This window comes from Rhizobium sp. RHZ01, assembly GCF_014851595.1.
In the GTDB taxonomy this organism is placed as follows: Bacteria; Pseudomonadota; Alphaproteobacteria; order Rhizobiales; family Rhizobiaceae; genus Rhizobium; species Rhizobium altiplani.
This window is the reverse complement of the sequence record NZ_JACUZZ010000011.1, coordinates 87,731-108,205: the sequence shown is the minus strand read 5'-3', so window position 1 is coordinate 108,205 and position 20,475 is coordinate 87,731. Positions and strand designations below refer to the sequence as shown.

Here is a 20,475-nt window from a genome sequence, read left to right as displayed (position 1 = left end):
GCGGTCTCCAAAGCGGATCACACGTGCAGAAATCGCTTGTAGTGATCCGCCAGAAGCCGCTCTTCGTACACGTTACTATAAGGTTTCGACAATATCGACAGCTGCAGAAGGATCGACATGCGCCATTTTCCTCAATCGGACCGGCCGATGAAGATTGCTGTTGTTGGCACGGGCATCGCCGGTCTTTCCGCTGCTTGGCTTCTTTCGAAACGTCATGAGGTGACGGTCTTTGAGGCTGACAATCGCGTCGGCGGTCATTGTCACACCGTCAATGCAGGCGGTGTCCCGGTCGATACGGGCTTTATCGTCTATAATGAAACGACTTATCCAAACCTGACGGCACTATTTGCGCATCTTGATGTCTCGACCAAGGCCTCGGACATGTCCTTTGCCGTTTCGATTGACGGAGGACAACTTGAATATGCAGGAACGAACCTTGCCGGTCTATTTGCCCAGCGCCGTAATCTTGCAAACCCACGGTTCTGGTCGATGCTGCGCGACCTCGTGCGCTTTTACCGCGAGGCGCCGAGCGGCGTGCGAAATCTCGATCCATCCGCGAGCCTCAACGACTATCTTGATAGCGCAGGCTTTGGCCGAGCCTTTCGAGAGGATCATCTATATCCGATGGCGGCTGCAATCTGGTCAACACCGGCGCTGGAGATCGGCAATTATCCGGCGCATTCCTTCGTAAGCTTCTGCGAGAACCACGGCCTTCTGAAATTCGTGCGTCGGCCGATCTGGCGCACGGTGGTCGGCGGAAGCAGCGCCTATGTCGAGCGGCTGTCCGCGCCCTTCCGCGATCGCATTCGTACCAATGCCCCGGTGAGGTCGATTCGTCGTGTGAATGGTGCGGTGGAGGTTTTCGTGCCCGGCGTACAACCAGAGTGGTTCGACCATGTCGTGATTGGTACTCATGCCGATGAAGCACTCGCTATGCTGGCCGACCGGTCGCAGCGCGAGGCGGAACTGCTGAGCGTTTTTGCCTATGGCGATAACGAAACCGTACTCCATGGGGATGAAAGCCTGTTGCCCCGCCGCCGACGCGTCTGGGCGAGTTGGAACTATCTGGCATGTTCGGGGCGTGATGGCGCCGCGCGGCAAAAGCCCTGTGTCACCTACTGGATGAACCGACTGCAGGGTATCGCCGAACCGCGCTCCTTCTTCGTGACGCTCAGCCCGCTGCATGACCCGGCCGCAGACAAGGTGATCTGGCGCGGCCGCTACAAGCATCCCTTGTTCAACGCAGCCACGCTTGCAGCGCAGAAACAGCTTTGGTCGCTCCAGGGTGAAGCCAACACCTGGTTTTGCGGCTCCTACTTCGGATCCGGTTTCCATGAGGATGCGATCCAGGTCGGCCTTGCAGTCGGCGAAAACCTGGGCGGTATCGCTAGGCCGTGGTCTGTCGACGGGGAATCGGATCGCATATTTCGAACGGTCGGTGCGCGATCATGAGTTTCCGTGTGAGTGTGTGTCTCGTCGAAGAGCCACCCACAAGCGACCCTCTTAACCGAGAATGCTGAAGCGAGAAACGTGTCCGACATGAGTAAACAGTCCGTTCTGATAAACACAGCAATGGCGATAATTCCCGTAGTTATGGTTTCGCTGCTCGGCCAATTGGCCACCTACCCAAATATTGCTGGTTGGTATTCTGGACTGCTCAAGCCAGCCTTTAATCCACCGGCTTGGATTTTTGCGCCTGTTTGGACCGCACTGTATATTCTGATGGCTTGGGCGGCATGGCGTGTATTGACGATGCCTTCAGATCGCCTTGGCCGTAGCACTGCGCTTGTCTTCTTCTTCACCCAGCTTGCTATGAACGCTGGATGGTCCTGGATGTTTTTCGGACTGCGCTGCCCCCTGGCAGGTTTGATCAATATCGTGCCGCAACTGCTGGTGATCGTGCTAACGCTTACATTCTTCTTTCGGCTGGACCGAGTTGCGGGAATGAGCCTCGTGCCGCTTGCCGCATGGGTTTGTTTCGCGACCTTGTTAAACTTCGAGATCTGGCGGCTAAATGGCTAATTCTCAACCTCTCGATCGTGCCGGCTCGAGCGACATGGCGCCTATTGTGGTCTGGTTCCGCGAGGACCTTCGTCTTGGAGATAATCCAGCATTTTATCACGCTGCAGCAACGGGGCGGCCGCTGGTGTGCCTCTTTATAGACGAAGTCGCTGGACCAGATGTGCGGCCATTGGGCGGTGCTGCGCGATGGTGGTTGCATGGCTCGCTGTTGGAGTTGGACAAATCATTGCGCGAACGTAGCGGACGCCTGCTTTTGTTTCGCGGCGTTGCCGGAGAGATCGTGCCCCTAGTCGTTGCTGCTTGTCGGGCCATCGCAGTTTTCTGGAACCGTCGATATACCGAAGCAACGCGCCGGATTGACGAAGATCTGAAAAAGTCCTTCAGACAGCAATGCATTGACGCCAGAAGCTTCAATGGCAATCTGTTATACGAGCCCTGGACACTGTCGACGAGTGCCAAGGCACCGTTTAGGGTGTTTTCGGCATTTTGGCGTGAGGCGCAAGCTTCTGGTGAACCGGACCCACCATTGCCCGTCCCGGAACGACCGCATTTTTATGCCATTCCACACGAGGTCGAGGTACAAAGCCTGCGGCTTGAAGATCTGCGCCTGGAGCCTGCCGCACCCGACTGGGCGCGCGGTTTACGCACAGCATGGCGGCGCGGTGAGCGTGGCGCCCACACACGCTTGAACAACTTTATCGGCGGTGGCCTTGCACATTACGAAGACTCGCGCGACCGGCCCGATCGGCTGGCGACGTCGCGCCTTTCACCCTATCTGCGCTTTGGCAACATTTCAGCTCGTCAGATCTGGCACCAAGCGAGCATTGCCCCCAACGCGCGAGGTCCAGCGCAGACTACGCGTAGTCTCAAGAAATTCCAGTCAGAGCTTGGCTGGCGCGAATTCTCATATCATCTACTCTATCACAATCCCGATATTGCAAAACGAAACCTGCAGAAGAAATTCGATCGCTTTGCCTGGCGCACCGACCCCGAGGCGCTAGTGGCATGGCAGCAGGGCAGGACGGGATATCCACTCGTGGATGCCGGCATGCGGGAGTTATGGAACACCGGCTACATGCATAATCGCGTGCGCATGGTGGTTGCATCTTTCCTCGTGAAGGATCTTTTGATCGACTGGCGTGAGGGCGAATCCTGGTTCTGGGACACGCTGATCGATGCGGATGCCGCCAACAACCCCGCAAGCTGGCAATGGGTGGCCGGCTCGGGAGCGGATGCCGCCCCGTTCTTCCGTGTCTTCAATCCCGTGTTGCAGGGTGAGAAGTTCGACCCCGATGGCGACTATGTGCGTCGGTGGTTGCCGGAGCTGGCGCACCTGTCCGCGAAATTCATTCACCGTCCATGGGATGCGCCCGACCTGCTTCGACGGCGTGTAGTTGATGTATATCCCGATCGAATCGTCGATCATGGCAAGGCACGCAAACGGGCGCTACAAGCTTGGTCCGAATTGAGCTGAATCTCTCTGATCCCTTCCGACGCCGGTTGCGCCAACGTCACCGTCGGCGAATGTGAAGATCGTGTCAAGATGCATGGCAGCGCGTAGCTTTGGTTGCGACAATAGCGCGCTCGGCCGCACTTTTTTCGAACAGCGCCTGGGCAACCTGGCTCTGATCGCCTGGCGCGAGGTCCGCTCGCTCATGCCGATTAGCACGTTGCCTTTGCCGATTGGCATGACGTCATCGGCATATGTTCGCATCTCCGCAAGCGTTTCTTCCGGCGCAACTGGAATGGCGACGATCAAGTTTTGAGGCGCCCTGGCTTCTCATAGCAATTAGTGCCGCTATTGCGGTCCCTCCCGTCGCCAGACCATTATCGACAATGATGGCACGCATCCCTTCGGCGCCCGGTCGTCGAGATAAATCGCGCGTCGAAGTTCGATCTCGCCGAGTTCACGTTGTCGAGTGGCTGCCTCGTCGGCCTGATGCAAATCAATGCCGGTTTCACGATCTGGTGTACCTTTGGCGGCATTTGGACGATCTCGTCGAGTCCGTAGCCATCCTGATCAACTGCACGCTCCGGCGTCGGGTCGCCTCGAAAAATGCCCGTTTGCAGACCGCAAGCGACCCTCGCCTTTCACTCTTTACTATTTGACGATGTGCGCATTCCAGTGTGGGTCTGCATCAGATCGCTCTGCGAATGGGCTGATCGCATAGCGGCTGACGTGAGATCATCGCGTTCTCGGAGCCCGCTGTTGAAGAGCCGCGCCACCAGCACGGTTAGCTTTCCGATAGCGACCGGGTCTCTGGAAACTCCCCTTGTCTGGGAGATTTCCTTGACGACACTCGCGCACAAACGCGCCTCCTCCTTTGTTGGCAAAGACGTCGGATTCATTTCTCACTCCGGGAACGGCCCGCCCGACGGGCGGGCCTGGCTGATCCACCTAGAAGTCCATGCCGGCGCCAGCGGGGATCGCCGGAGCGGCTTCCTTCTTGGGTTTTTCGGCGATCATGGCTTCCGTCGTCACCAGCAGGCCGGCAACGGAGGCTGCGTCCTGAAGCGCGGTGCGCACGACCTTGGCCGGGTCAATGACGCCCTGTGCGTAGAGATCACCATACTCGCCGGTCTGGGCGTTCCAGCCGTAGGAGAAGTCGGACTTCTCGCGCAGCTTGCCGACGATGATCGAACCTTCTGCGCCGGCATTCTCGGCGATCTGACGGACAGGGGCCTCGATCGCACGTCGGACGATGTCGACTCCGACACGCTGGTCCGGGTTTGCCACATCAAGATTGTCGAGCGCCTTAATGGCCCGCAGCAGTGCCACGCCACCGCCCGGCAGAATGCCTTCCTCAACCGCCGCGCGGGTCGCATGCAACGCGTCGTCGACACGGTCCTTCTTTTCCTTGACTTCGACTTCGGTCGAACCGCCGACGCGAATGACAGCCACGCCGCCAGCGAGCTTGGCAAGACGTTCTTGCAGTTTCTCCCGGTCATAGTCGGAGGTGGTTTCCTCGATCTGCGCGCGGATCTGCGCAACGCGGCTGTCGATCTCGGCCCTGGAACCGACGCCATCGATGATCGTCGTGTTCTCTTTCTCGATCGCGACCCTCTTGGCACGCCCAAGCATGTTCAGCGTCACGTTCTCCAGTTTGATGCCGAGGTCTTCGGAAATGACCGTGCCGCCGGTCAGGATGGCAATATCTTCCAGCATAGCCTTGCGCCGATCGCCGAAGCCCGGAGCCTTGACGGCAGCAATCTTCAGGCCACCACGCAGCTTGTTGACGACCAGCGTAGCGAGTGCCTCGCCTTCGACGTCCTCGGCGATGATGAGAAGCGCCTTGCCGGACTGCACGACGGCTTCGAGAAGCGGGAGCATCGATTGCAGGTTCGAGAGCTTCTTCTCGTGGATGAGGATACAAGGATCTTCGAACTCGACCCGCATCTTGTCAGCATTGGTGACGAAGTAGGGGCTGAGATAGCCGCGATCGAACTGCATGCCTTCGACGACTTCGAGCTCGGTTTCGGCGGCTTTGGCTTCCTCCACGGTGATGACGCCTTCGTTGCCGACCTTCTCCATTGCTTCAGCAAGGTAACGGCCAATCTCGGAATCACCGTTAGCGGAGATCGTGCCGACTTGGGCGATCTCGGAATTGTTGGAGATCTTGCGCGCGTTGGTCTTCAGTTCCTTGACGACAGCGTCGACGGCAAGGTCGATGCCGCGCTTCAGGTCCATTGGGTTCATGCCGGACGCCACCGCCTTGGCACCTTCCCTGACGATTGCCTGGGCAAGCACCGTCGCGGTCGTTGTGCCGTCGCCAGCGAGATCGTTGGTCTTCGAAGCCACCTCGCGCAGCATCTGCGCGCCCATGTTCTCGAACTTGTCCTCAAGCTCGATTTCTTTGGCGACCGTTACGCCATCCTTGGTTATGCGCGGCGCGCCGGAGGACTTGTCGATAACGACGTTACGACCCTTCGGGCCAAGTGTCACCTTCACAGCATTGGCAAGCACATCCACCCCACGCAGCATTCGTTCACGGGCATCGGTGTGGAACTTGACTTCTTTCGCAGCCATTTCTTTAACTCCTCAATAGGCAGCTAATTTAACTGATCGGTCGGCCTTCAGGCGGCCTGCTTCTGCTCTGCCGGGGCTTCGATGATGCCCAAGGCATCGCTTTCCTTCATGATCAGCAGGTCTTCGCCGTTGATCTTGATCTCAGTGCCGGACCATTTGCCGAACAGGATGCGATCGCCAGCCTTGACGTCGAGCGGCTGGACCTGGCCGGCATCGTTACGCGCGCCGGGTCCGACGGCGATGACCTCGCCTTCCTGTGGTTTTTCTTTGGCGGTATCGGGAATGATGATGCCACCCTTGGTTTTTTCTTCGGACTCAACCCGGCGGACAAGAATGCGATCATGAAGCGGTCGGAACGACATGTTTTCCTCCGATGGACAAACAATGATGACGTTGTTCCCCTGGCCGAACCGGATGACCAGTCCGGGCGGGAGCAAAACCTCAGTCGAGCGTTTTGCGCGAAATGATCTGGTTTTGCGATTTTTCGATTTCAAGAGGTCAAAACAAAAAAATGGCTCTCTTCAGAGGCGGCTGCTAACACGCTGGAAAAAAACAACAACAGGGGTCTTTACGTTTGAAAATCCGTTGCTGGCCTCAAAATTTTGCGCCACATTCGCCAGTGTCACTAAACGGAGATGAAGCATGGGATTTTCATCGGATCTGGAGTGTCAGCTCAATGGCTTCGGCCTCACCACTGCCCATAAACTCTACCGCATTCCTGATTTTGAATCCGTGCTGCAACCCTTCGTTTGGCAAGATTGCTCCCGATTTTCCTGCGATGCAGAAGTTCCTTGATTACTGGCGGGCCAATCTCGATGGGTGCTGCGTTCCATCCGCTATACGCATCAGCGCCTGACCGGACAGAACGAATGGTGCCGCGTCGAAGGCGAGTTCAAGCTGCACTGAGACTTGAATTTCCGGATTCTTCGGTTCTTGGCTTTTTTCGTGACGCAGGTTTGATGAGCCCGGCCTATCGCACGTCACCGGTCTCCGTGTGATGATGGGTCGCGGAAGCCAGTTGCTCCAGACTGCTTGCGTAGGTCGTCGGAATTTAGGGGCTCATCTTGTGACTGAACTGTTTTCGAGACATCACAACATCCTCCATGAAGAACGTCTCTGTTTCGATCGCTTTGGAGGCCCCGCTAGAAGAGCGGGGCAAGCGTTGGGACTGAAGGGTTGAGGCAAATGCCTCTGGCCGATAAAGGCGGTTGCCGGTCATTCGTTCCGGCGTTGTCGGATCAGAAATGTCGGTGAGCGGTTTCCGATAAGCCGTGGCCGCTCGCTCGCCTGATAACGCTTCGAGCCGTAAAGCCCGCCTCTAGGCATGCCGCGAGAAAGAGTTCTTTACTTACCGCGGGAGGAGTTTGTCGATTGAGGGCATTTCGGCAGCTCGCTACTGCTGCGTCGTGATACGCACCGTGTACCTTGGGCCAATCGTTCTCAAGAAAGTCCAAGGTGTCGTGGATACTTTGGAACGACTTCTCAGTGCCATTCGGAAGCCGAACATTTACGGGACTATTCCAAAGGATATCTGACGTCGGCATTTTTTCCTCCTTTTCCTACCAACGACAATAACCAAAAGTTAGTATTGGAGACGGGCGCGTGCAAGGGCCAGCGGGTGAGCGCCGCTAGGCGGTTCAAGACCCCCGGCCGGCCATACGCGAGGGTCTCAGAGCCAGCCCTCAGCGCAATGCCTCGGATCAGCAGCCGATGTGGCTCGGAGGCCGATTATACCCTCATGCGGTTCCGGCTGGTCGACCAGGGCGAATTCCAAAAAGGCGGCCCAACGCATTTTTGGCGAGAGGTCTCCGGAACGCTGCCGGGGAGCTGCTCGAACGGGCATGGCGCGGCAGCAGAGCGATAGGATCCATGACCGGGTTTCGTATGGCCTCTCCTCGCCGCGAGGCGTTCCGATGCGCCCGAGCCCCCCGTAAGCCTTGCCGAGATAGGATGTCTATGGATGTTGGAGCGGTCGGCGGAAGAAGTGGCACATAGTTGCAAGCCATACGCGCGATCGTACGAAATAGGTGTCATCAGCCGTCTTGTCTTGGGAAACCCGCCACACCAGATCTTCTAGCGCCACCGCCAGGTCGAAAGGTCTCAGGATGCGGAAGGTCGAAGAACGGGTTTCTCCTTTATCAAAACTCAACACGGTGAATGCTGTCGCAGGAGCGGTATTGTTTTTCTGCCCATGGGTTCTGAGCTACGAAGGGGCTTTGCTCGCATCAATCAACGCGTGGATCGGTGGGCTGGCGTTGATGGTTCTCGCCGGTGCTGCTGCAACGGACATCTGGCCAAAGCTAAATCTGGTATGTCTGTCGATAGGCGTCTGGATCTTCGCAGCCCCATGGATCCTGGACTTTCCGAACAAAGCCGACCCTACCACCTCACACCTCGCGGCAGGGGCCATAGCGATTCTTGTCCCCCTTGTATGCTTAGGTGGCAGATGGATCACGAGACCGCATCAATGAAGTTGCCGCCGCAAGTCAACGGCTCGAACCGTCGGTATAGGAATTCGGCGGTGGTTGCCTGAGCTCAATTGAACACCGCCGGAGCATGGGTATGAGGGGGTCAACGAACAGAATAGGCAAGTGATCGACATGATTGGGGTTATGATAGCCAGGGATGTGCAACGAGCTCAAAGCTCGCAGATTTGACCTGGACCCAATCCGCGTATCGCTATACCGGCCCGCGTTGGGCGCAGCCGGACAGCGCCGACGCAACGACTTTTGTATTCCATGCGATTTTCAACCTGGTTGGCTCAATGCGGCCGAGTTCGCTCGGCGCTTCGGCAAGGGGCTGGATTTCGATAAGCTGACGACTTTGAGGATCGTCGATGGCGCAACGGTGCGCGTCGTGATCGAGGCCGCCAGTCGCAGGAGATCAAGGCAGCGTAAACATAATGCAGCCGAATTGCCTAAGGTGCCCCGCGCGATGAACGTTCGAAGGTTGGGGCACTAAGAGGTGCCCCAACCCAGCCATTCTAGGCAAGCGAGTGTTGACCGCCAGCGCCGGTCTTCGTCCCGAACGGTCCATCTACGCCCGTTGACAATCCCGCATCGCGGCAGGCGTCAATGAACGCTTCGCGCGCGATGGTGACTGGCGTCATTCGGTTTAGAGCACGGCGGCACGTTTGAACCGCCCGATTGTAATTTCTGCCTCGATAGATGGCCCAATCGCCTTCCAGAAAGTCGAGCGCGTCGTTGACAGAAGCGAAGACCTGGGAGCTCTCGTCCTTCATGCGGACGGCGACGGGCGTCATCCAAACCAATTCCGGGTGAAGCATGATGTCCTCCTTTCGCATTCAAACCGGATGAAAAAGAAGAAAAAAAATATCGGTGCCGAGCGAGTGAATTTCAAGGCCTCAGAACCTGCCACATCGTCGACGCCGACTGACCATCGTAGCGAACAGATCGTCACCTCACCCCTTCCATACACAATGACAGCGGAGGCGCGCGCCTGGCAAAGGCACTAAGGATCGCGCTACGCCGGTGGCCCGCCGATGCTAAGTTCTCCAATTCCTGCGATTTGGGGGGACGCCTTGGACATCAACCTCCGAAAGTTGCTCGATAAAGGTCAGAATCTCCTTAAGCTCGCCGCACATTTTTTCAGCCTCGTCTTCAGTGAGTGCTAGGCTGGCAAGGCGCGCAACATACCTGACGGTAGCGATATCTATCGACGTGATCTGCGTCCCATGTGGCAGTCGACAACGAATGACTGAACCAGATGCTGGCTGCGGCGAGGATCGCGACGCCAAGAGCGGCCGGCGTCTCCTGGACTTGTGTCGACTCTCATCGGGAAATCGACTAATATCAATATAATTCAGTGCGTTAATGTTTCAAGGAGAGTGGATTATCTCAGGTGGAAAACCGAGGCGCGACCATATTTTGGCCGAGGTAGAGGGAGGAGTAAATGGCTATGACAATGACTTCGGACGACGTCATTGCCGTCCTGGGACCTGTCGACGAAACGCTGGTGGCCGAGGTCATCGCGACAGGCGCTACGCAGGCTGAACTTGCCGAGGCATTTGCGTGGGCCAGCAACGACGAAGTCTTGTTGGGTGAAGGCCGGCATCTGCCGACGGGGAGGGTTGCTGTGCTCGTTGATCTGCTGTCCGCCGACGAGGAAGAGCAGGATGAATAGCGTTCTGGCCACTGCCCCCCGGCGCGATCGACCCGACCGGTCATATAGCCCTTGCGATCGATCACCTCCACCACGACTGGCCAGCGGAGGACGGAGATCGTAAAGATGGCTATGGCTGCTAGATGAATGGCGGGCGGTCAGGTTTCAAATATATCCGAACCCACGCGTCGTCGATAAGGGCACTCCGCTCGAGGAGGAAACAAGCACGTCCCGTGATCGGATGCGGACAAATCCCCCCGGTCTGGGTTTCGCTGGGGTGTACGATAGTGAACAGTCGCCATCGAGGAGGATTTCAATCGCTGTTACATCGGAGCACCAGAGATGGCGTGACGATGTGCCTTTAATGTCGTTCTGCGCCTGTGATTGTCGGGTTTGAATTCCGTGGTGGGACCGACGGCGGCAATCTGCGCCCGCCTTATGTGAAGGCTTGCGCGATATACAGAATATAGCTCCAAGCTATGAGCTCGATTGTATGCTTCGCCAGGACTGAAACACGCTAATTTTTCTCAAGCGCAGCTCTTGAATCCGAAGTTTTCAAAAACCAAATCGATATCCGCCAGCCGCTGAGGATAGGGCTGGCCTTGCTGGAAGCGCCATCTTTCGGCGCTCCGTACCCATGTTGCTTCAAGGAGGATATGGCTATGGCAACATCCTACGACTATGCACCGCTGTTCCGATCCAGCGTCGGTTTCGATCGGGTCTTCAATCTTCTCGAAAATGCTCAGCGCGCCCGCTCGATCAACGACTGGCCGCCCTATGACATTGTCAAGACTGGCGATGACAGCTATCGGATCTCAATAGCGGTGGCAGGTTTCGCCTTGGACGATCTCGACATAACATTCCAGTCCAACCTTCTGACCGTGACCGGCACGAAGCAGGAGGCGGCTGCCGAAGCCTACCTTCATCGCGGCATAGCCGGCCGGCCGTTCGAACACCGGTTCGAGCTGGCCGACCATGTCAGGGTGAACGGAGCGGATTTAAAGAACGGTCTCCTGTCCGTGGATCTCGTTCGTGAGGTTCCGGAGGAAATGAAGCCGCGGAAAATCGCCATCGAGACCGCTTCAAGTGTTGAGCCGTCGGCTTCTCCCACGCAGATCGAAGCGCAGAAGGCCGCCTAAGTAGAACCCCTCAAGGAGGGCGTCGCTGCGGCGGCGCCCGTCAACATCGCGGGTTGGAAAGGAGAGCGTAATGAAACCCGATATGTTCAAAGAGCCTGTTTCTATTCTGGTCGGCCTGGGCTTTCCGGCCGAAGTTCGCAGCGCGATGGATGCCTACAGGCATCTCGTCGAGTGGCCTGAGGCGCTCAGAGATAGCGCGCACTCCGTTGCGCTTAAGGCATGCGGAGCTGCGCTGCGCGGTGAAATCGAAGCGGAGACCGCCCGCGGCCTATTTGCCGCCTTTGCTGAAAAGCACGATCTGCTGGCGCCGGAAACCAACGTCCTCGTTGCGTCTCGCCTGCGCCGGGACAGGGATCCGCACATACGCTGAGGTAAATCGATGATGGACAAGATGTTGGAGCTGGCTGCCAGCAATGCCATGGCGATCGGGCCAACAGTTCTAGCGCCGCAAGGTCTGCTGTTTCGACGGCCAATCGATGTGGTAAGGGCGCCAGTACTTTCTGTCGATGATAAGCGAACTATCCTCGCGGCATGGGCTTCGGACTTTTACGCGATCGATTCGAAACCGTCTCTCCGTCACGTTCCAGGAACACCGGAGCCAGTTTCGATCGATGAGGTTCAGTCTGCCCTCAGAGAACTCGATCGGCGCTACGATACCTGAGATCAGGCTGTCAGGCCGTCTATCTCGGCGACTTCCGCAGCTGCTTGACGGTGCACCAACAAGCGAGCGTTGTTCGTCGCCGCCAGGCTCTACGGAGTTTAATGACTCCGGCTCGCGAACGGGCGTTAGTCGCGAAGGCTCTACTAGCAGCGGCGATCGCCTCGGTGTCGTGTGCGAGGGCATGGCCATATGGGGCGAGGCAAAAGCGGTGGTTAGGGGAAATTGGTGGCGCTTGGTGCGTCGTCTGGCCGACAAAGCGGACGATAATGAGATTGCTCCGCGAGCCAGTTCCATAAAGCGCAGCCTGGCAAACGACCTGGCCGCCCAACGGGCCACACTTGGGTATTGGAGTGCTGAACGCCTCGACCCTGGTTGCTGCAATAGGCAATGCCACCAGCTTCGATCGTGCTCACGATCTCAGTGCATGGCTAGGCCGCGTTCCGTGGCAGTTTACGACCGGAGGCAAGCCCCGTCTGCTCGGTATCCCGAAGCGCGGCAACGTCTACCTCAGAACCCTAGTCGTGCACGGCGCGCGAGCGGCAATGCCTGCACTCAGTCAAAGCAATACACCCATCGGACATTAGCTTCGCGCGTTACTTTCTCGAGGCATCCATCGCAACGTGGCGATCGTCGCGCTCGCAAACAAGCTCGCCCGTATCGCTTGGGCAGTTCTCCGTAAGGACCGACCGTTCGAGCGAACTTATGGCATGGCGCCAGCTTAGTAGGGAGGATTGGCTGCGCGTCCTCACGGCCCATGATGTTTGCGAGAAGGACTATAGATGGCCCGACTGTCGACCGGCGTGCGGAAAGCCCAGCAGTGCAAATGGCTCGTTGAAGCCGCGTTGATTATTGAGGCTCCGGACGTGCGAATATCCATCTTGGCCGCGGCGTGACCGTGAGACCGAAAACGTTGAAGCAGACTGCAGGGATCTAAAATTCTACTCGCGAACAGGGCGGGCCATAGGTTTGCACTGAGAAATGACTCGGCATTTTGCGCCGAGAACAGACCCGCCTCTTAGGCATGTTTCGGGTCGGGGTTGCCGAAAGTTATCTCGAAGACGTGCCCCAGCTTGGAAGTAGACTGGCGAAGCGAGCCTCGGTGCAGTTCAGCTATTCGTCTGACGATCTTCAAACCGATGCCCAGGCTGTCACTGCAGCGGGACGCGCTGGTTTCTCGCCGCATACCACCTCGATGCCGATCCTCGACACGAACCGTATTGCTCCCCACGTACACAAGAATATCAGTTCCGGTCGGCGTATGGCGCACGGCGTTTTCGATGAGATTGCGCAACGCGTCCTTCAGCAGCGCCGGCGCCCCTTGAACGAGGGCGGTTTCGACTTGAGGGTAAAACTCGAGGGAATGAACTTGCCCATAGACCCACGGAGCGAGTTGCTCGACGACGGAGGACGAAAGCGCTACGAGATCGATGGTCTCAAACATGCCATGATCGAAGCTATCAAGCCGGGCGAGGGTCGTCAGTTCTGCGACGAAGCGTACGAGGTCATCCAGATCGGCTTCCGCTTTGCGAGCACGCGGATGGTCGATGTTTGCCAGTTCAAGCTTTATGGCCGCAAGTGGCGTGCGGATTTCGTGAGCTATGCCTGATGTAAGAACCTTCTGTGACGTCATCAGTTCGCCTACGCGCTCAAAAGCGCGATTGACGGCGATAGCGAGATGGGCGACCTCGCGCGGCATCGCATCGAAATTCAGATGCGAATTTGCATCCATGGGATCAATGTTATCAGCCGCGTCGGCTGCGGCTCGCACGGGCTTCAATGCCTGTCGTACGGAGAGCAAGGTGGCGCCGAGAACCAGGACCAGCAAGATGCTCATCGGCACCAGCATATGTTCGATGACTTCCTTCCAGAAGACCGAGGTGACGACGTTTTGCGGATCGTCGATTGTTGCGACGTCGACGACGAACCGTTGATTACCAACCACGAATGCACGACCTCCCACCAGCGCCAACGGCTTGCCGGGCCGCAGAGACCTTAGCCAGAAATCGGGAGGATTGACATCGGCAGGAAGAAAGCGGTTTTCGCAGGCATCGTCGCAAGACTCGAATACCAGCGCGCCGCCGGCGTCGCGAATTCGAGCAACGTAGCCGGTCGACCGCTCCTGGTAGCGCTGCCTGAGGTTCTCGGGGAGCCGATACTGCACGCCTTGGCCATCGATGGTGATGCCCGAGGCAAGCCGCTCAGTTTCCTGTTCGACAAACAGACGCGATAGCTCGCCGACATTCCAGTAGTAGTCGGAGAAGATCACGGCAAGCTGCAGGACCACGGCAAGTACGGCAAAGAACGCAATCCGTCTCGTCAGAATCACACCCAGGGTAGGATGCGAGCGGCTCATGCGCTTTCCTCTCGCATCATGTAGCCGACACCTCGGACGGTCTCGATCGAAGAGCCGGTCGGATGCCCTTCGAGCTTCTTGCGCAGCCTCGATATCGCGAGCTCGACCGCATTGCTGCTTCTTTCGTCGCCGAATTCTGAAAACGCATGCTCTATCTTAGCCTTGGAGACGACCTTGCCGCCATTGCGCATCAGAAGTTCGAGCAGATCCTTTTCCGATGGGGCCAGTGCGATCTCGGCGCCGGCGCAGGTTAGGCATCGCGAAGCGACATCGAGTCGAAGTTCAGCAAACTCCAATATTGGCATGGTGGTGAGGGGAGCTCGCCGCATGAGAGCACGAATGCGCGCGATCAGTTCGCCATTGTGGAAAGGCTTCGCAAGATAGTCATCCGCGCCTGCATCCAGGCCAACGATGCGCTCGTCGATCGCGCCGCGGGCCGTCAACGCGAGAACGGGCGTCTGAACCTTTGCACTTCGCAGTGATTTCAGAACATCGATTCCGTCTTCATCGGGCAGGCCGAGATCAAGAAGGAGAAGATCGTACTCCGCTCCGTTGAGAGCGAGACGTCCTTCCTGCGCCGTCGCGAAGGCGTCGATTTTCCAACCGACGCTCCTGATAGCTTCGCAAAGTAGGTCGCGAAGCCGTAAGCTGTCCTCGATCAGCAGAATTCTCATGCCTTCTTTCGACCTGTAACCATCGACCAGACCAGATTTTCCCTGTGTCTCCAGCTTTCGATGACAGCGGCGCCGGCATGGATGAAAGCGAGGACCATGATGCTGTTGGCGATTGCGCTGTGCAATTCCTCCAGCCACTTTTCTCCCCAGAAGGCGTCGAGCGTCGTCATCCAGCCCGTCAGCGTCGTTGCGGCCAGCAATGCCATCAGGCAAAGCATCATCACTGAAGCTAACGGATTATGGCCAACGTAGCGCTTTTCGTTCCGATCGAGGATGTCCAGGATGTGCCCCATCACCTTCGAAGGCGTCGGCAAGAAATCAACGAAACGGGAGTGCTTCGTGCCAATGAACCCCCCAAACGACGCGGACGGCGATGGCGGTGGCAACGACGTATCCTGTGACGCGGTGCCAGTACTTTCCCTCCTCGAGCACAACGAGATTGAGGATGCATGCCGCAACCACCGTCCAATGAAACAACCGCACAACAGGATCCCACACCTTGATCATGCGCTGGGCAGTGTTGGAGGGCGCTAAGCCCTCCTTCTGCGGTGAGACCATCGTCATCTCAGTCCCCCTTCTGGACAATGGCACCGGAAACGGGATTGAAATAGACCTCGGCACGGTTGCCGCTCTTATCCTTGCCGTAGATTTCGTAGCAGTTGCCCGTAACCTCGAACGTCTTCACCTTGTAGCCCATGGCGTCGATCTTCGCCTTCATGGTTCCTTCGGACATCCAGTTGGACTTCGGTTCACCGGTGCAGCTCGGGCTTGCGAGCGCCAGGGCGGGCGTTGCGGATGCGATGGCGATTGCGGTGATAAGTTTCAGCGTCATGAACAATGTCCTCTGTTGATACCCGTTGCGGGCGACAGGCACATCGTTAAGGCTGCGAAGCTGTCGATTTCCTGTGCGATGCGCGATGATCCGCCGAGCGTTGTTTTGCCGCTCGCGCCGGCGCGGCGTTCCGGTCGGTAGCCCAAGCATCACAATAGGCCGCGGCAGCGTGCGGACAATCTGACCGACAGGCAAGGGTCGATTTTCGTATCCGATACTACGCACCCAATGTCTGCCCGGCGCTTCGATAAAGCATGTAGGCGGCAACGACGAAGATTAGGGCCGCAAAAAGGCTGTTCAAAAGCCCCTTACGCGCCGAAAGATGTCGGGCGAGATTGGCACCAACCAATCCTCCGACCACGCCGCCGGCGATGAAAACCGCTGCGAGCAACCAGTCAACATATCCGGACAGGGCGTAGTTGAGCGCCGTCGTCAATCCGAATGCAGCGACGGCGACGAGTGACGATCCGATTGCGAAGAGGATCGGCATTCCGGTCGAGGCGATCAGACCTGGAACGATGAGAAAGCCGCCACCAATACCGAAGAAGCCGGAGAACACACCTGTCAGTCCGCCAAAACCGACCACCTTGTGCGCGTTTCCTCGTGAGCATTGCGCACCTGGATCGCCTTCCGCTCCGCGCTTGCGGAGCATCAGGAAACCGACCGCAAGCATGAGAAGTGCGAAAAAGACAAGCAGCTTCTGTCCGTCGATCATCTTGCCGACGGTCGACCCGATGAAGGCTCCGATGATGCCCGCGACACTGTAGACGCCAGCGCATCGCCATTTGACATTGCCAAGCCTCGCATGCCCGAGGAGATTTGCAAATGCATTGGCGGCAACTGCAAAGGCGCTCGTCCCGATTGCGAGGTGAGCGCTCGGAACGCCGACGAAGTAGACCATGAGTGGAACGGCAAGGATTGAACCGCCACCGCCGAACATCCCAAGGGTGAAGCCTACAAGTCCGCCGGAAACGGTCCCAAGAATATATTGCATTGCATCGAGGTACATGGCGATGGTTTTTGGGCCGCCGCGCGGCCTCCTCATACTCAACTAAAGCGAAGTGGCGCGCTTAGCCTTGATTTGGCGATGCGGTAGGCGAACATGCCCGCAATCATGGCCATAGCGAACAGAACGGTCTCCCAGCGCCCGGTGACGAGTGATGCGATCGCCGGGCCGGGGCAGAAACCGACTAGGCCCCATCCCAGGCCGAAGAGAACCGAGCCCAAGACGAGCCTGGCGTCTATAGAGCGGCTAGTCGGAACGTGAAATTCTGTATCGAAGGCCGGGCGTGATCGATATTGCTTAATCGCATAGGCTACGGACGAGGGGATCAACGCGCCGCCCATGACAAAGGCGAGAGACGGATCCCAGTCTCCGGCGACGTCGAGGAAGGCAAGCACGCGAGCCGGGTTGACCATGTCCGACACGACCAGGCCAATGCCGAAAAGAATGCCGCAGAAGATCGAAGCAAGGATACGGCTGGTCATCACAGCCCTCCAATCAGATGGCGCATCATGTAGACAGTCACTGCCGCAACCGCCATGAAAGTCGCTGTGGCAACGAGCGAACGCGGCGACAATCTTGCCAGACCGCAGACGCCGTGACCGCTGGTACAGCCCGAGCCCAGTCGTGTGCCGAAGCCTACGAGCAGGCCCCCGGCAATGAGAAGGATTGGCGACGATACGATCATCAACTCGGCATGCCGAATATAGGTGAACGCGATGCCAGCGCCGCCGACGATCCCGCCAATGAAGCCGATGCCCAGGGGACTGACGCCAGCACCCGTCCAGCCGAAGGCAGAGGCAGTCAAGCCGGATATGCCTGCGATGCGGCCGTCGAGTAGCAGGTAAAGTGCTGCTGACAGGCCGATCAGAAGGCCGCCGGAAAGCGGCCAGATGTAGTTCAAGTGAGACATGAGTGCCTACAGTGCGTTGATTGGAATCTTCAGATAGTGAATGCCGTTGTCCTCGGCCGGGGGTAGTTTGCCCCCACGCATGTTCACCTGCACGGAGGGGAGGATCAGCTTCGGCATCGCTAGCGTGGCATCGCGATCGTTGCGCATCTTGACGAAGTCGTCTTCGGTCACTCCCTCATGCACGTGGATGTTGCCTGTGCGTTCGGCGCCGATGGTCGTCTCCCAGGCGTAGTCGTCGCGCTTCGATGCCTTGTAATCATGGCACATGAACATACGCGTCTCGTCGGGAAGTTGGGTCAGGCGCCTGATGGACCGGTAAAGCGTGCGGGCGTCACCACCCGGAAAGTCGCAGCGCGCCGTGCCGTAATCGGGCATGAACAGGGTGTCGCCGGGAAAGACGGCATCGCCGACGACGTAGGCCAGGCAGGCGGGCGTGTGGCCGGGAACGTGAAGAACCGTCGCATTCAGATCGCCGATCTTAAAGCGGTCGCCGTCCTGGAAGAGCTGGTCGAACTGGCTGCCGTCTCTTTGAAACTCCGTGCCGGCATTGAAGATCTTACCGAAGACCTCCTGGACGCGAACGATCTCGCGGCCGATGGCGAGCTGGCCGCCGAGTTCAACTTGAAGGAGCGGCGCGGCCGACAAGTGGTCGGCATGCGCATGCGTCTCGAGAAGCCATTGAACTTCGAGACTTTCGGATTTCACGTAATCGATAAGGGCACGAGCGGACACGTTTGTCGTTCGCCCGGATGCTGGGTCGTAGTCGAGCACACTGTCGATGATAGCGCAGGCGTTCGAGTTCGGATCGCGGACGACATGGCTGACGGTGAAGGTCGAAGGATCGAAGAATGATCGAACGTCAGGCCGCTTCGAATGATTTTGAAGAGCTTCCCGGACGATCCCGGACGCATGTGAAAGAGGGGTGTCTATAGCCGAGCTGGGCATGGCCTACTCCATTTGGTAAAGCTAAAATACATATTTACATTAAACATGCAAGCATGTACTTTGATGTCGAACGGCTTTGCGATACTGTCCGATAGACAGGGGTAGGAATGGACACGACGACTGAAAATATGGAGGCCGCGTCAGGGGCTTTGCGGATCAATGACAGGGCGCCGGGCTTTGTTGCGCGCTCCACAGGCGGGGAAGTGTCGCTCTCGAGCTATCGGGGACGATGGCTCTTGTTTTTCTCTCACCCGGCCGACTTCACCTCAGTGTGCACCAGCGAGCTAATCGCATTCGCTCGTGCCCATGAGAGCTTTTCCAAACTAAACTGCGACCTTCTCGGCCTGTCCATCGACAGCCTCTATTCTCACGTCGCTTGGCTGCGCGACATCGAGCACAGCTTTGGAGTGAAGGTTAAATTTCCGTTGATCGAAGATTCGGCGATGGTGATCGCCAGAGCCTATGGCATGTTGGATAGTTCTTCCGAAAATAGCGGGGCCGTGCGTGCCACCTACGTGGTCGATCCGAAGGGGATCATCCGGGCCATCGTCTGGTATCCGATGAATGTCGGGAGATCGGTAGGCGAGCTCCTCCGTCTTGTCGAGGCATTGCAGACCTCGGAAAGGGAAGGGGCTCTGACGCCCGAGGGCTGGAAGCATGGGGAAGCACTGCTTGAGCCTGCTGCGGCTTCAATGGATGAAGGCAACGACCTTCGCAAAGGCGAGTCCTGGTACTACCGGGAGCGACGCGGATGAGCGGCGCTGCTCTGGAAGAAATGCAGGAGAAGGCCGTTGAGGCTGCCGAGTTCATGCGACTGTTCAGCACACCAAGCCGGCTGATGCTTCTTTGCTGCATTGCGCAAAGAGAGCGTTCTGTCGGCGAGATCCAGGAAGAACTCGGTTTTAAGCAGCCGGCGCTTTCGCAGCAACTCGCGGAACTTCGCCAGGCGGGCGTGGTCGAGACCCGTCGCCACTCGCGCCAAGTCTACTACTCGATCTCCGATGGGCGCGTCGCGGCCGTCATGAGTATGCTCACGCAGATGTTCTGTGAGGTTGGACCGAAAAGTGACGCGCAGATCGCGCCGGTTAGTCCCGCCAAACGACAATCCCGTGCGGGGGCCGGGGCTGCTATTCCGGGAGAAATGGCGCACTGGGCGCGACTGGAGAAGATGGACTGAATTTGGAGGGTGCCGGATGGAGATGCTCGGTTTCGAAGCGTCGCTCGACCATGCTCGGTAGGGCGCTAGCAGCCGTAGGCGATCAGGTGACCAACAGGACCGCCAAGGCATTCTGCGCCTGATCCAAGGGACTCGTTCTTCTGCAGTGATCCAAAAGTGATGATGGGGATGGGGTATCCGGACGAAATGCAAATCAAACAGAGGCGAAAATCCAGCTCATACCTGGGCGGCAGCGCCCCATGCGTCTCCCGTGTCCGCTTGGGTGCCACTCCAGGCGGTAGTTTCAAGGAAGATATGCAGAACCAATTGCAGTCACCACGGCCCACTCTCGATTTGATCGCGAAGACGTTGAGTTTTGACGATCGCCGCCCTAATGGCTTGCCAACATCTTCACGCCGCAAATGGAGGCGTCGCTCAGCGATCTGTTGTCACGACAGGAAGATATGGCGCTTGGATTGGGATCTATCTACACAGCCTCCTATTCTGGGCCCAAAGCTTCCTGCCTTTCAGTGCAGGACGCTGTCACAGACTAGGGGCGAAGAAAGAGAGCAACAGACTGGTTTCCGAGAACAAAATTGCCGTTCTTAAGCGGTTTCGGGTAGCTGTC

Annotated in this window: 21 protein-coding genes and 5 pseudogenes; 11 read left to right on the top strand and 15 right to left on the bottom strand. The window is 57.8% G+C overall.

Annotation, left to right across the window (positions count from 1 at the left end):
• The first annotated feature begins 117 nt into the window (after window positions 1-117).
• From IB248_RS13850 to IB248_RS13840, 3 genes are all read left to right on the top strand, one after another.
• Entirely contained in the window at window positions 118-1,452 is a 1,335-nt protein-coding gene (locus tag IB248_RS13850; protein WP_192241092.1) for an FAD-dependent oxidoreductase, read from the top strand.
• 87 nt (window positions 1,453-1,539) lie between these two features.
• Entirely contained in the window at window positions 1,540-2,022 is a 483-nt protein-coding gene (locus tag IB248_RS13845; protein WP_169683046.1) for a TspO/MBR family protein, read from the top strand.
• Window positions 2,015-3,496, top strand: coding sequence for a deoxyribodipyrimidine photo-lyase (locus tag IB248_RS13840; protein ID WP_246733769.1), 1,482 nt, complete (start codon window positions 2,015-2,017; stop codon window positions 3,494-3,496). The genes IB248_RS13845 and IB248_RS13840 overlap by 8 nt, the downstream gene beginning before the upstream one ends.
• 42 nt (window positions 3,497-3,538) lie before the next feature.
• Here the strand turns inward: IB248_RS13840 and IB248_RS31735 are convergent.
• The 3 genes and pseudogenes from IB248_RS31735 to groES all read right to left on the bottom strand — a co-directional run.
• Window positions 3,539-3,718, bottom strand: a pseudogene (locus tag IB248_RS31735) (arginine deiminase family protein); the annotation flags it as partial.
• 702 nt (window positions 3,719-4,420) lie between these two features.
• Window positions 4,421-6,049 carry a chaperonin GroEL gene (gene groL / locus IB248_RS13830; RefSeq protein ID WP_169683044.1) on the bottom strand — a complete coding sequence of 543 codons (1,629 nt, stop codon included), beginning with the start codon at window positions 6,047-6,049 and terminating at the stop codon, window positions 4,421-4,423.
• Between the two features lie 47 nt (window positions 6,050-6,096).
• Window positions 6,097-6,411 (bottom strand): co-chaperone GroES, encoded by a 315-nt coding sequence (groES, locus tag IB248_RS13825; protein ID WP_169683042.1) that lies wholly within the window; start codon window positions 6,409-6,411, stop codon window positions 6,097-6,099.
• A 280-nt stretch (window positions 6,412-6,691) separates the two neighbouring features.
• On the opposite strand from groES, the pseudogene IB248_RS13820 reads away from it, so the two are divergent.
• Window positions 6,692-6,955: pseudogene (locus IB248_RS13820) on the top strand (aspartate-semialdehyde dehydrogenase).
• Between the two features lie 332 nt (window positions 6,956-7,287).
• Here the strand turns inward: IB248_RS13820 and IB248_RS13815 are convergent.
• The 4 genes and pseudogenes from IB248_RS13815 to gatC form a co-directional block, all read right to left on the bottom strand.
• Entirely contained in the window at window positions 7,288-7,593 is a 306-nt protein-coding gene (locus IB248_RS13815) for a DUF982 domain-containing protein (RefSeq protein ID WP_169683040.1), read from the bottom strand.
• Between the two features lie 1,158 nt (window positions 7,594-8,751).
• A pseudogene (locus IB248_RS32380) lies at window positions 8,752-8,934 on the bottom strand (Tn3 family transposase); the annotation flags it as partial.
• A 98-nt stretch (window positions 8,935-9,032) separates the two neighbouring features.
• On the bottom strand, window positions 9,033-9,335 hold the full coding sequence (locus tag IB248_RS13805) for a DUF982 domain-containing protein (protein ID WP_246733767.1): 303 nt from the start codon (window positions 9,333-9,335) through the stop codon (window positions 9,033-9,035).
• Window positions 9,336-9,578: 243 nt separating this feature from the next.
• Window positions 9,579-9,734: pseudogene (gene gatC, locus IB248_RS13800) on the bottom strand (Asp-tRNA(Asn)/Glu-tRNA(Gln) amidotransferase subunit GatC); the annotation flags it as partial.
• Between the two features lie 233 nt (window positions 9,735-9,967).
• Between gatC and IB248_RS13795 the strand changes: the two are divergent.
• The 5 genes from IB248_RS13795 (at window position 9,968) to IB248_RS13780 (ending at window position 12,555) form a co-directional block, all read left to right on the top strand.
• Window positions 9,968-10,192 carry a hypothetical protein gene (locus IB248_RS13795; RefSeq protein WP_169683123.1) on the top strand — a complete coding sequence of 75 codons (225 nt, stop codon included), beginning with the start codon at window positions 9,968-9,970 and terminating at the stop codon, window positions 10,190-10,192.
• A 641-nt stretch (window positions 10,193-10,833) separates the two neighbouring features.
• Window positions 10,834-11,310, top strand: a complete 477-nt coding sequence (locus tag IB248_RS13790) for an Hsp20 family protein (RefSeq protein ID WP_169683033.1) — start codon at window positions 10,834-10,836, stop codon at window positions 11,308-11,310.
• Between the two features lie 70 nt (window positions 11,311-11,380).
• Complete coding sequence (locus IB248_RS13785; RefSeq protein ID WP_169683031.1) at window positions 11,381-11,680, top strand: DUF982 domain-containing protein; 300 nt, start codon at window positions 11,381-11,383, stop codon at window positions 11,678-11,680.
• A gap of 9 nt (window positions 11,681-11,689) precedes the next feature.
• Complete coding sequence (locus IB248_RS31730) at window positions 11,690-11,971, top strand: hypothetical protein (protein ID WP_246733765.1); 282 nt, start codon at window positions 11,690-11,692, stop codon at window positions 11,969-11,971.
• Between the two features lie 350 nt (window positions 11,972-12,321).
• On the top strand, window positions 12,322-12,555 hold the full coding sequence (locus tag IB248_RS13780; protein WP_169683029.1) for a transposase: 234 nt from the start codon (window positions 12,322-12,324) through the stop codon (window positions 12,553-12,555).
• 431 nt (window positions 12,556-12,986) lie between these two features.
• Here IB248_RS13780 and IB248_RS13775 read toward each other — a convergent pair whose 3' ends face one another.
• The 8 genes and pseudogenes from IB248_RS13775 to IB248_RS13740 form a co-directional block, all read right to left on the bottom strand.
• Complete coding sequence (locus IB248_RS13775; RefSeq protein ID WP_192241090.1) at window positions 12,987-14,324, bottom strand: ATP-binding protein; 1,338 nt, start codon at window positions 14,322-14,324, stop codon at window positions 12,987-12,989.
• A complete protein-coding gene (locus IB248_RS13770) occupies window positions 14,321-14,998 on the bottom strand; it encodes a response regulator transcription factor (RefSeq protein WP_169683025.1) in 678 nt (225 codons plus the stop codon). The genes IB248_RS13775 and IB248_RS13770 overlap by 4 nt, the downstream gene beginning before the upstream one ends.
• Window positions 14,995-15,562 (bottom strand): annotated as a pseudogene (locus IB248_RS13765) (cytochrome b/b6 domain-containing protein). The gene IB248_RS13770 and the pseudogene IB248_RS13765 overlap by 4 nt, the downstream one beginning before the upstream one ends.
• A gap of 1 nt (window position 15,563) precedes the next feature.
• Window positions 15,564-15,830, bottom strand: coding sequence for a PepSY domain-containing protein (locus IB248_RS13760; protein WP_169683023.1), 267 nt, complete (start codon window positions 15,828-15,830; stop codon window positions 15,564-15,566).
• 217 nt (window positions 15,831-16,047) lie between these two features.
• Window positions 16,048-16,839, bottom strand: coding sequence for a sulfite exporter TauE/SafE family protein (locus IB248_RS13755; protein WP_169683021.1), 792 nt, complete (start codon window positions 16,837-16,839; stop codon window positions 16,048-16,050).
• Window positions 16,840-16,877: 38 nt separating this feature from the next.
• Entirely contained in the window at window positions 16,878-17,318 is a 441-nt protein-coding gene (locus tag IB248_RS13750) for a YeeE/YedE family protein (RefSeq protein ID WP_169683019.1), read from the bottom strand.
• Window positions 17,318-17,746 carry a YeeE/YedE thiosulfate transporter family protein gene (locus tag IB248_RS13745; protein ID WP_025662572.1) on the bottom strand — a complete coding sequence of 143 codons (429 nt, stop codon included), beginning with the start codon at window positions 17,744-17,746 and terminating at the stop codon, window positions 17,318-17,320. Before IB248_RS13745 ends, IB248_RS13750 begins: the two co-directional genes overlap by 1 nt.
• A gap of 6 nt (window positions 17,747-17,752) precedes the next feature.
• Window positions 17,753-18,691 (bottom strand): MBL fold metallo-hydrolase, encoded by a 939-nt coding sequence (locus IB248_RS13740; protein WP_169683017.1) that lies wholly within the window; start codon window positions 18,689-18,691, stop codon window positions 17,753-17,755.
• Window positions 18,692-18,798: 107 nt separating this feature from the next.
• Here IB248_RS13740 and IB248_RS13735 point away from each other — a divergent pair, with 107 nt between their 5' ends.
• Together IB248_RS13735 and IB248_RS13730 are read left to right on the top strand one after the other, a co-directional pair.
• A complete protein-coding gene (locus IB248_RS13735) occupies window positions 18,799-19,446 on the top strand; it encodes a peroxiredoxin (RefSeq protein WP_169683014.1) in 648 nt (215 codons plus the stop codon).
• Window positions 19,443-19,868, top strand: coding sequence for a metalloregulator ArsR/SmtB family transcription factor (locus IB248_RS13730; protein ID WP_192241089.1), 426 nt, complete (start codon window positions 19,443-19,445; stop codon window positions 19,866-19,868). The genes IB248_RS13735 and IB248_RS13730 overlap by 4 nt, the downstream gene beginning before the upstream one ends.
• The last annotated feature ends 607 nt before the right edge of the window (window positions 19,869-20,475 follow it).

Bases quoted from the DNA above. Each gene is read 5' to 3' on its own strand.
- IB248_RS13750 (WP_169683019.1), bottom strand. From the start codon at position 17,318: ATGACCAGCCGTATCCTTGCTTCGATCTTCTGCGGCATTCTTTTCGGC.
- groES (WP_169683042.1), bottom strand. From the start codon at position 6,411: ATGTCGTTCCGACCGCTTCATGATCGCATTCTTGTCCGCCGGGTTGAG.
- IB248_RS13850 (WP_192241092.1), top strand. From the start codon at position 118: ATGCGCCATTTTCCTCAATCGGACCGGCCGATGAAGATTGCTGTTGTT.
- IB248_RS13790 (WP_169683033.1), top strand. From the start codon at position 10,834: ATGGCAACATCCTACGACTATGCACCGCTGTTCCGATCCAGCGTCGGT.
- groL (WP_169683044.1), bottom strand. From the start codon at position 6,049: ATGGCTGCGAAAGAAGTCAAGTTCCACACCGATGCCCGTGAACGAATG.
- IB248_RS13805 (WP_246733767.1), bottom strand. From the start codon at position 9,335: ATGCTTCACCCGGAATTGGTTTGGATGACGCCCGTCGCCGTCCGCATG.
- IB248_RS13775 (WP_192241090.1), bottom strand. From the start codon at position 14,324: ATGAGCCGCTCGCATCCTACCCTGGGTGTGATTCTGACGAGACGGATT.
- IB248_RS13840 (WP_246733769.1), top strand. From the start codon at position 2,015: ATGGCTAATTCTCAACCTCTCGATCGTGCCGGCTCGAGCGACATGGCG.
- IB248_RS13795 (WP_169683123.1), top strand. From the start codon at position 9,968: ATGACAATGACTTCGGACGACGTCATTGCCGTCCTGGGACCTGTCGAC.
- IB248_RS13730 (WP_192241089.1), top strand. From the start codon at position 19,443: ATGAGCGGCGCTGCTCTGGAAGAAATGCAGGAGAAGGCCGTTGAGGCT.
- IB248_RS13760 (WP_169683023.1), bottom strand. From the start codon at position 15,830: ATGACGCTGAAACTTATCACCGCAATCGCCATCGCATCCGCAACGCCC.
- IB248_RS31730 (WP_246733765.1), top strand. From the start codon at position 11,690: ATGATGGACAAGATGTTGGAGCTGGCTGCCAGCAATGCCATGGCGATC.
- IB248_RS13755 (WP_169683021.1), bottom strand. From the start codon at position 16,839: ATGTACCTCGATGCAATGCAATATATTCTTGGGACCGTTTCCGGCGGA.
- IB248_RS13735 (WP_169683014.1), top strand. From the start codon at position 18,799: ATGGACACGACGACTGAAAATATGGAGGCCGCGTCAGGGGCTTTGCGG.
- IB248_RS13740 (WP_169683017.1), bottom strand. From the start codon at position 18,691: ATGCCCAGCTCGGCTATAGACACCCCTCTTTCACATGCGTCCGGGATC.
- IB248_RS13770 (WP_169683025.1), bottom strand. From the start codon at position 14,998: ATGAGAATTCTGCTGATCGAGGACAGCTTACGGCTTCGCGACCTACTT.
- IB248_RS13845 (WP_169683046.1), top strand. From the start codon at position 1,540: ATGAGTAAACAGTCCGTTCTGATAAACACAGCAATGGCGATAATTCCC.
- IB248_RS13745 (WP_025662572.1), bottom strand. From the start codon at position 17,746: ATGTCTCACTTGAACTACATCTGGCCGCTTTCCGGCGGCCTTCTGATC.
- IB248_RS13785 (WP_169683031.1), top strand. From the start codon at position 11,381: ATGAAACCCGATATGTTCAAAGAGCCTGTTTCTATTCTGGTCGGCCTG.
- IB248_RS13815 (WP_169683040.1), bottom strand. From the start codon at position 7,593: ATGCCGACGTCAGATATCCTTTGGAATAGTCCCGTAAATGTTCGGCTT.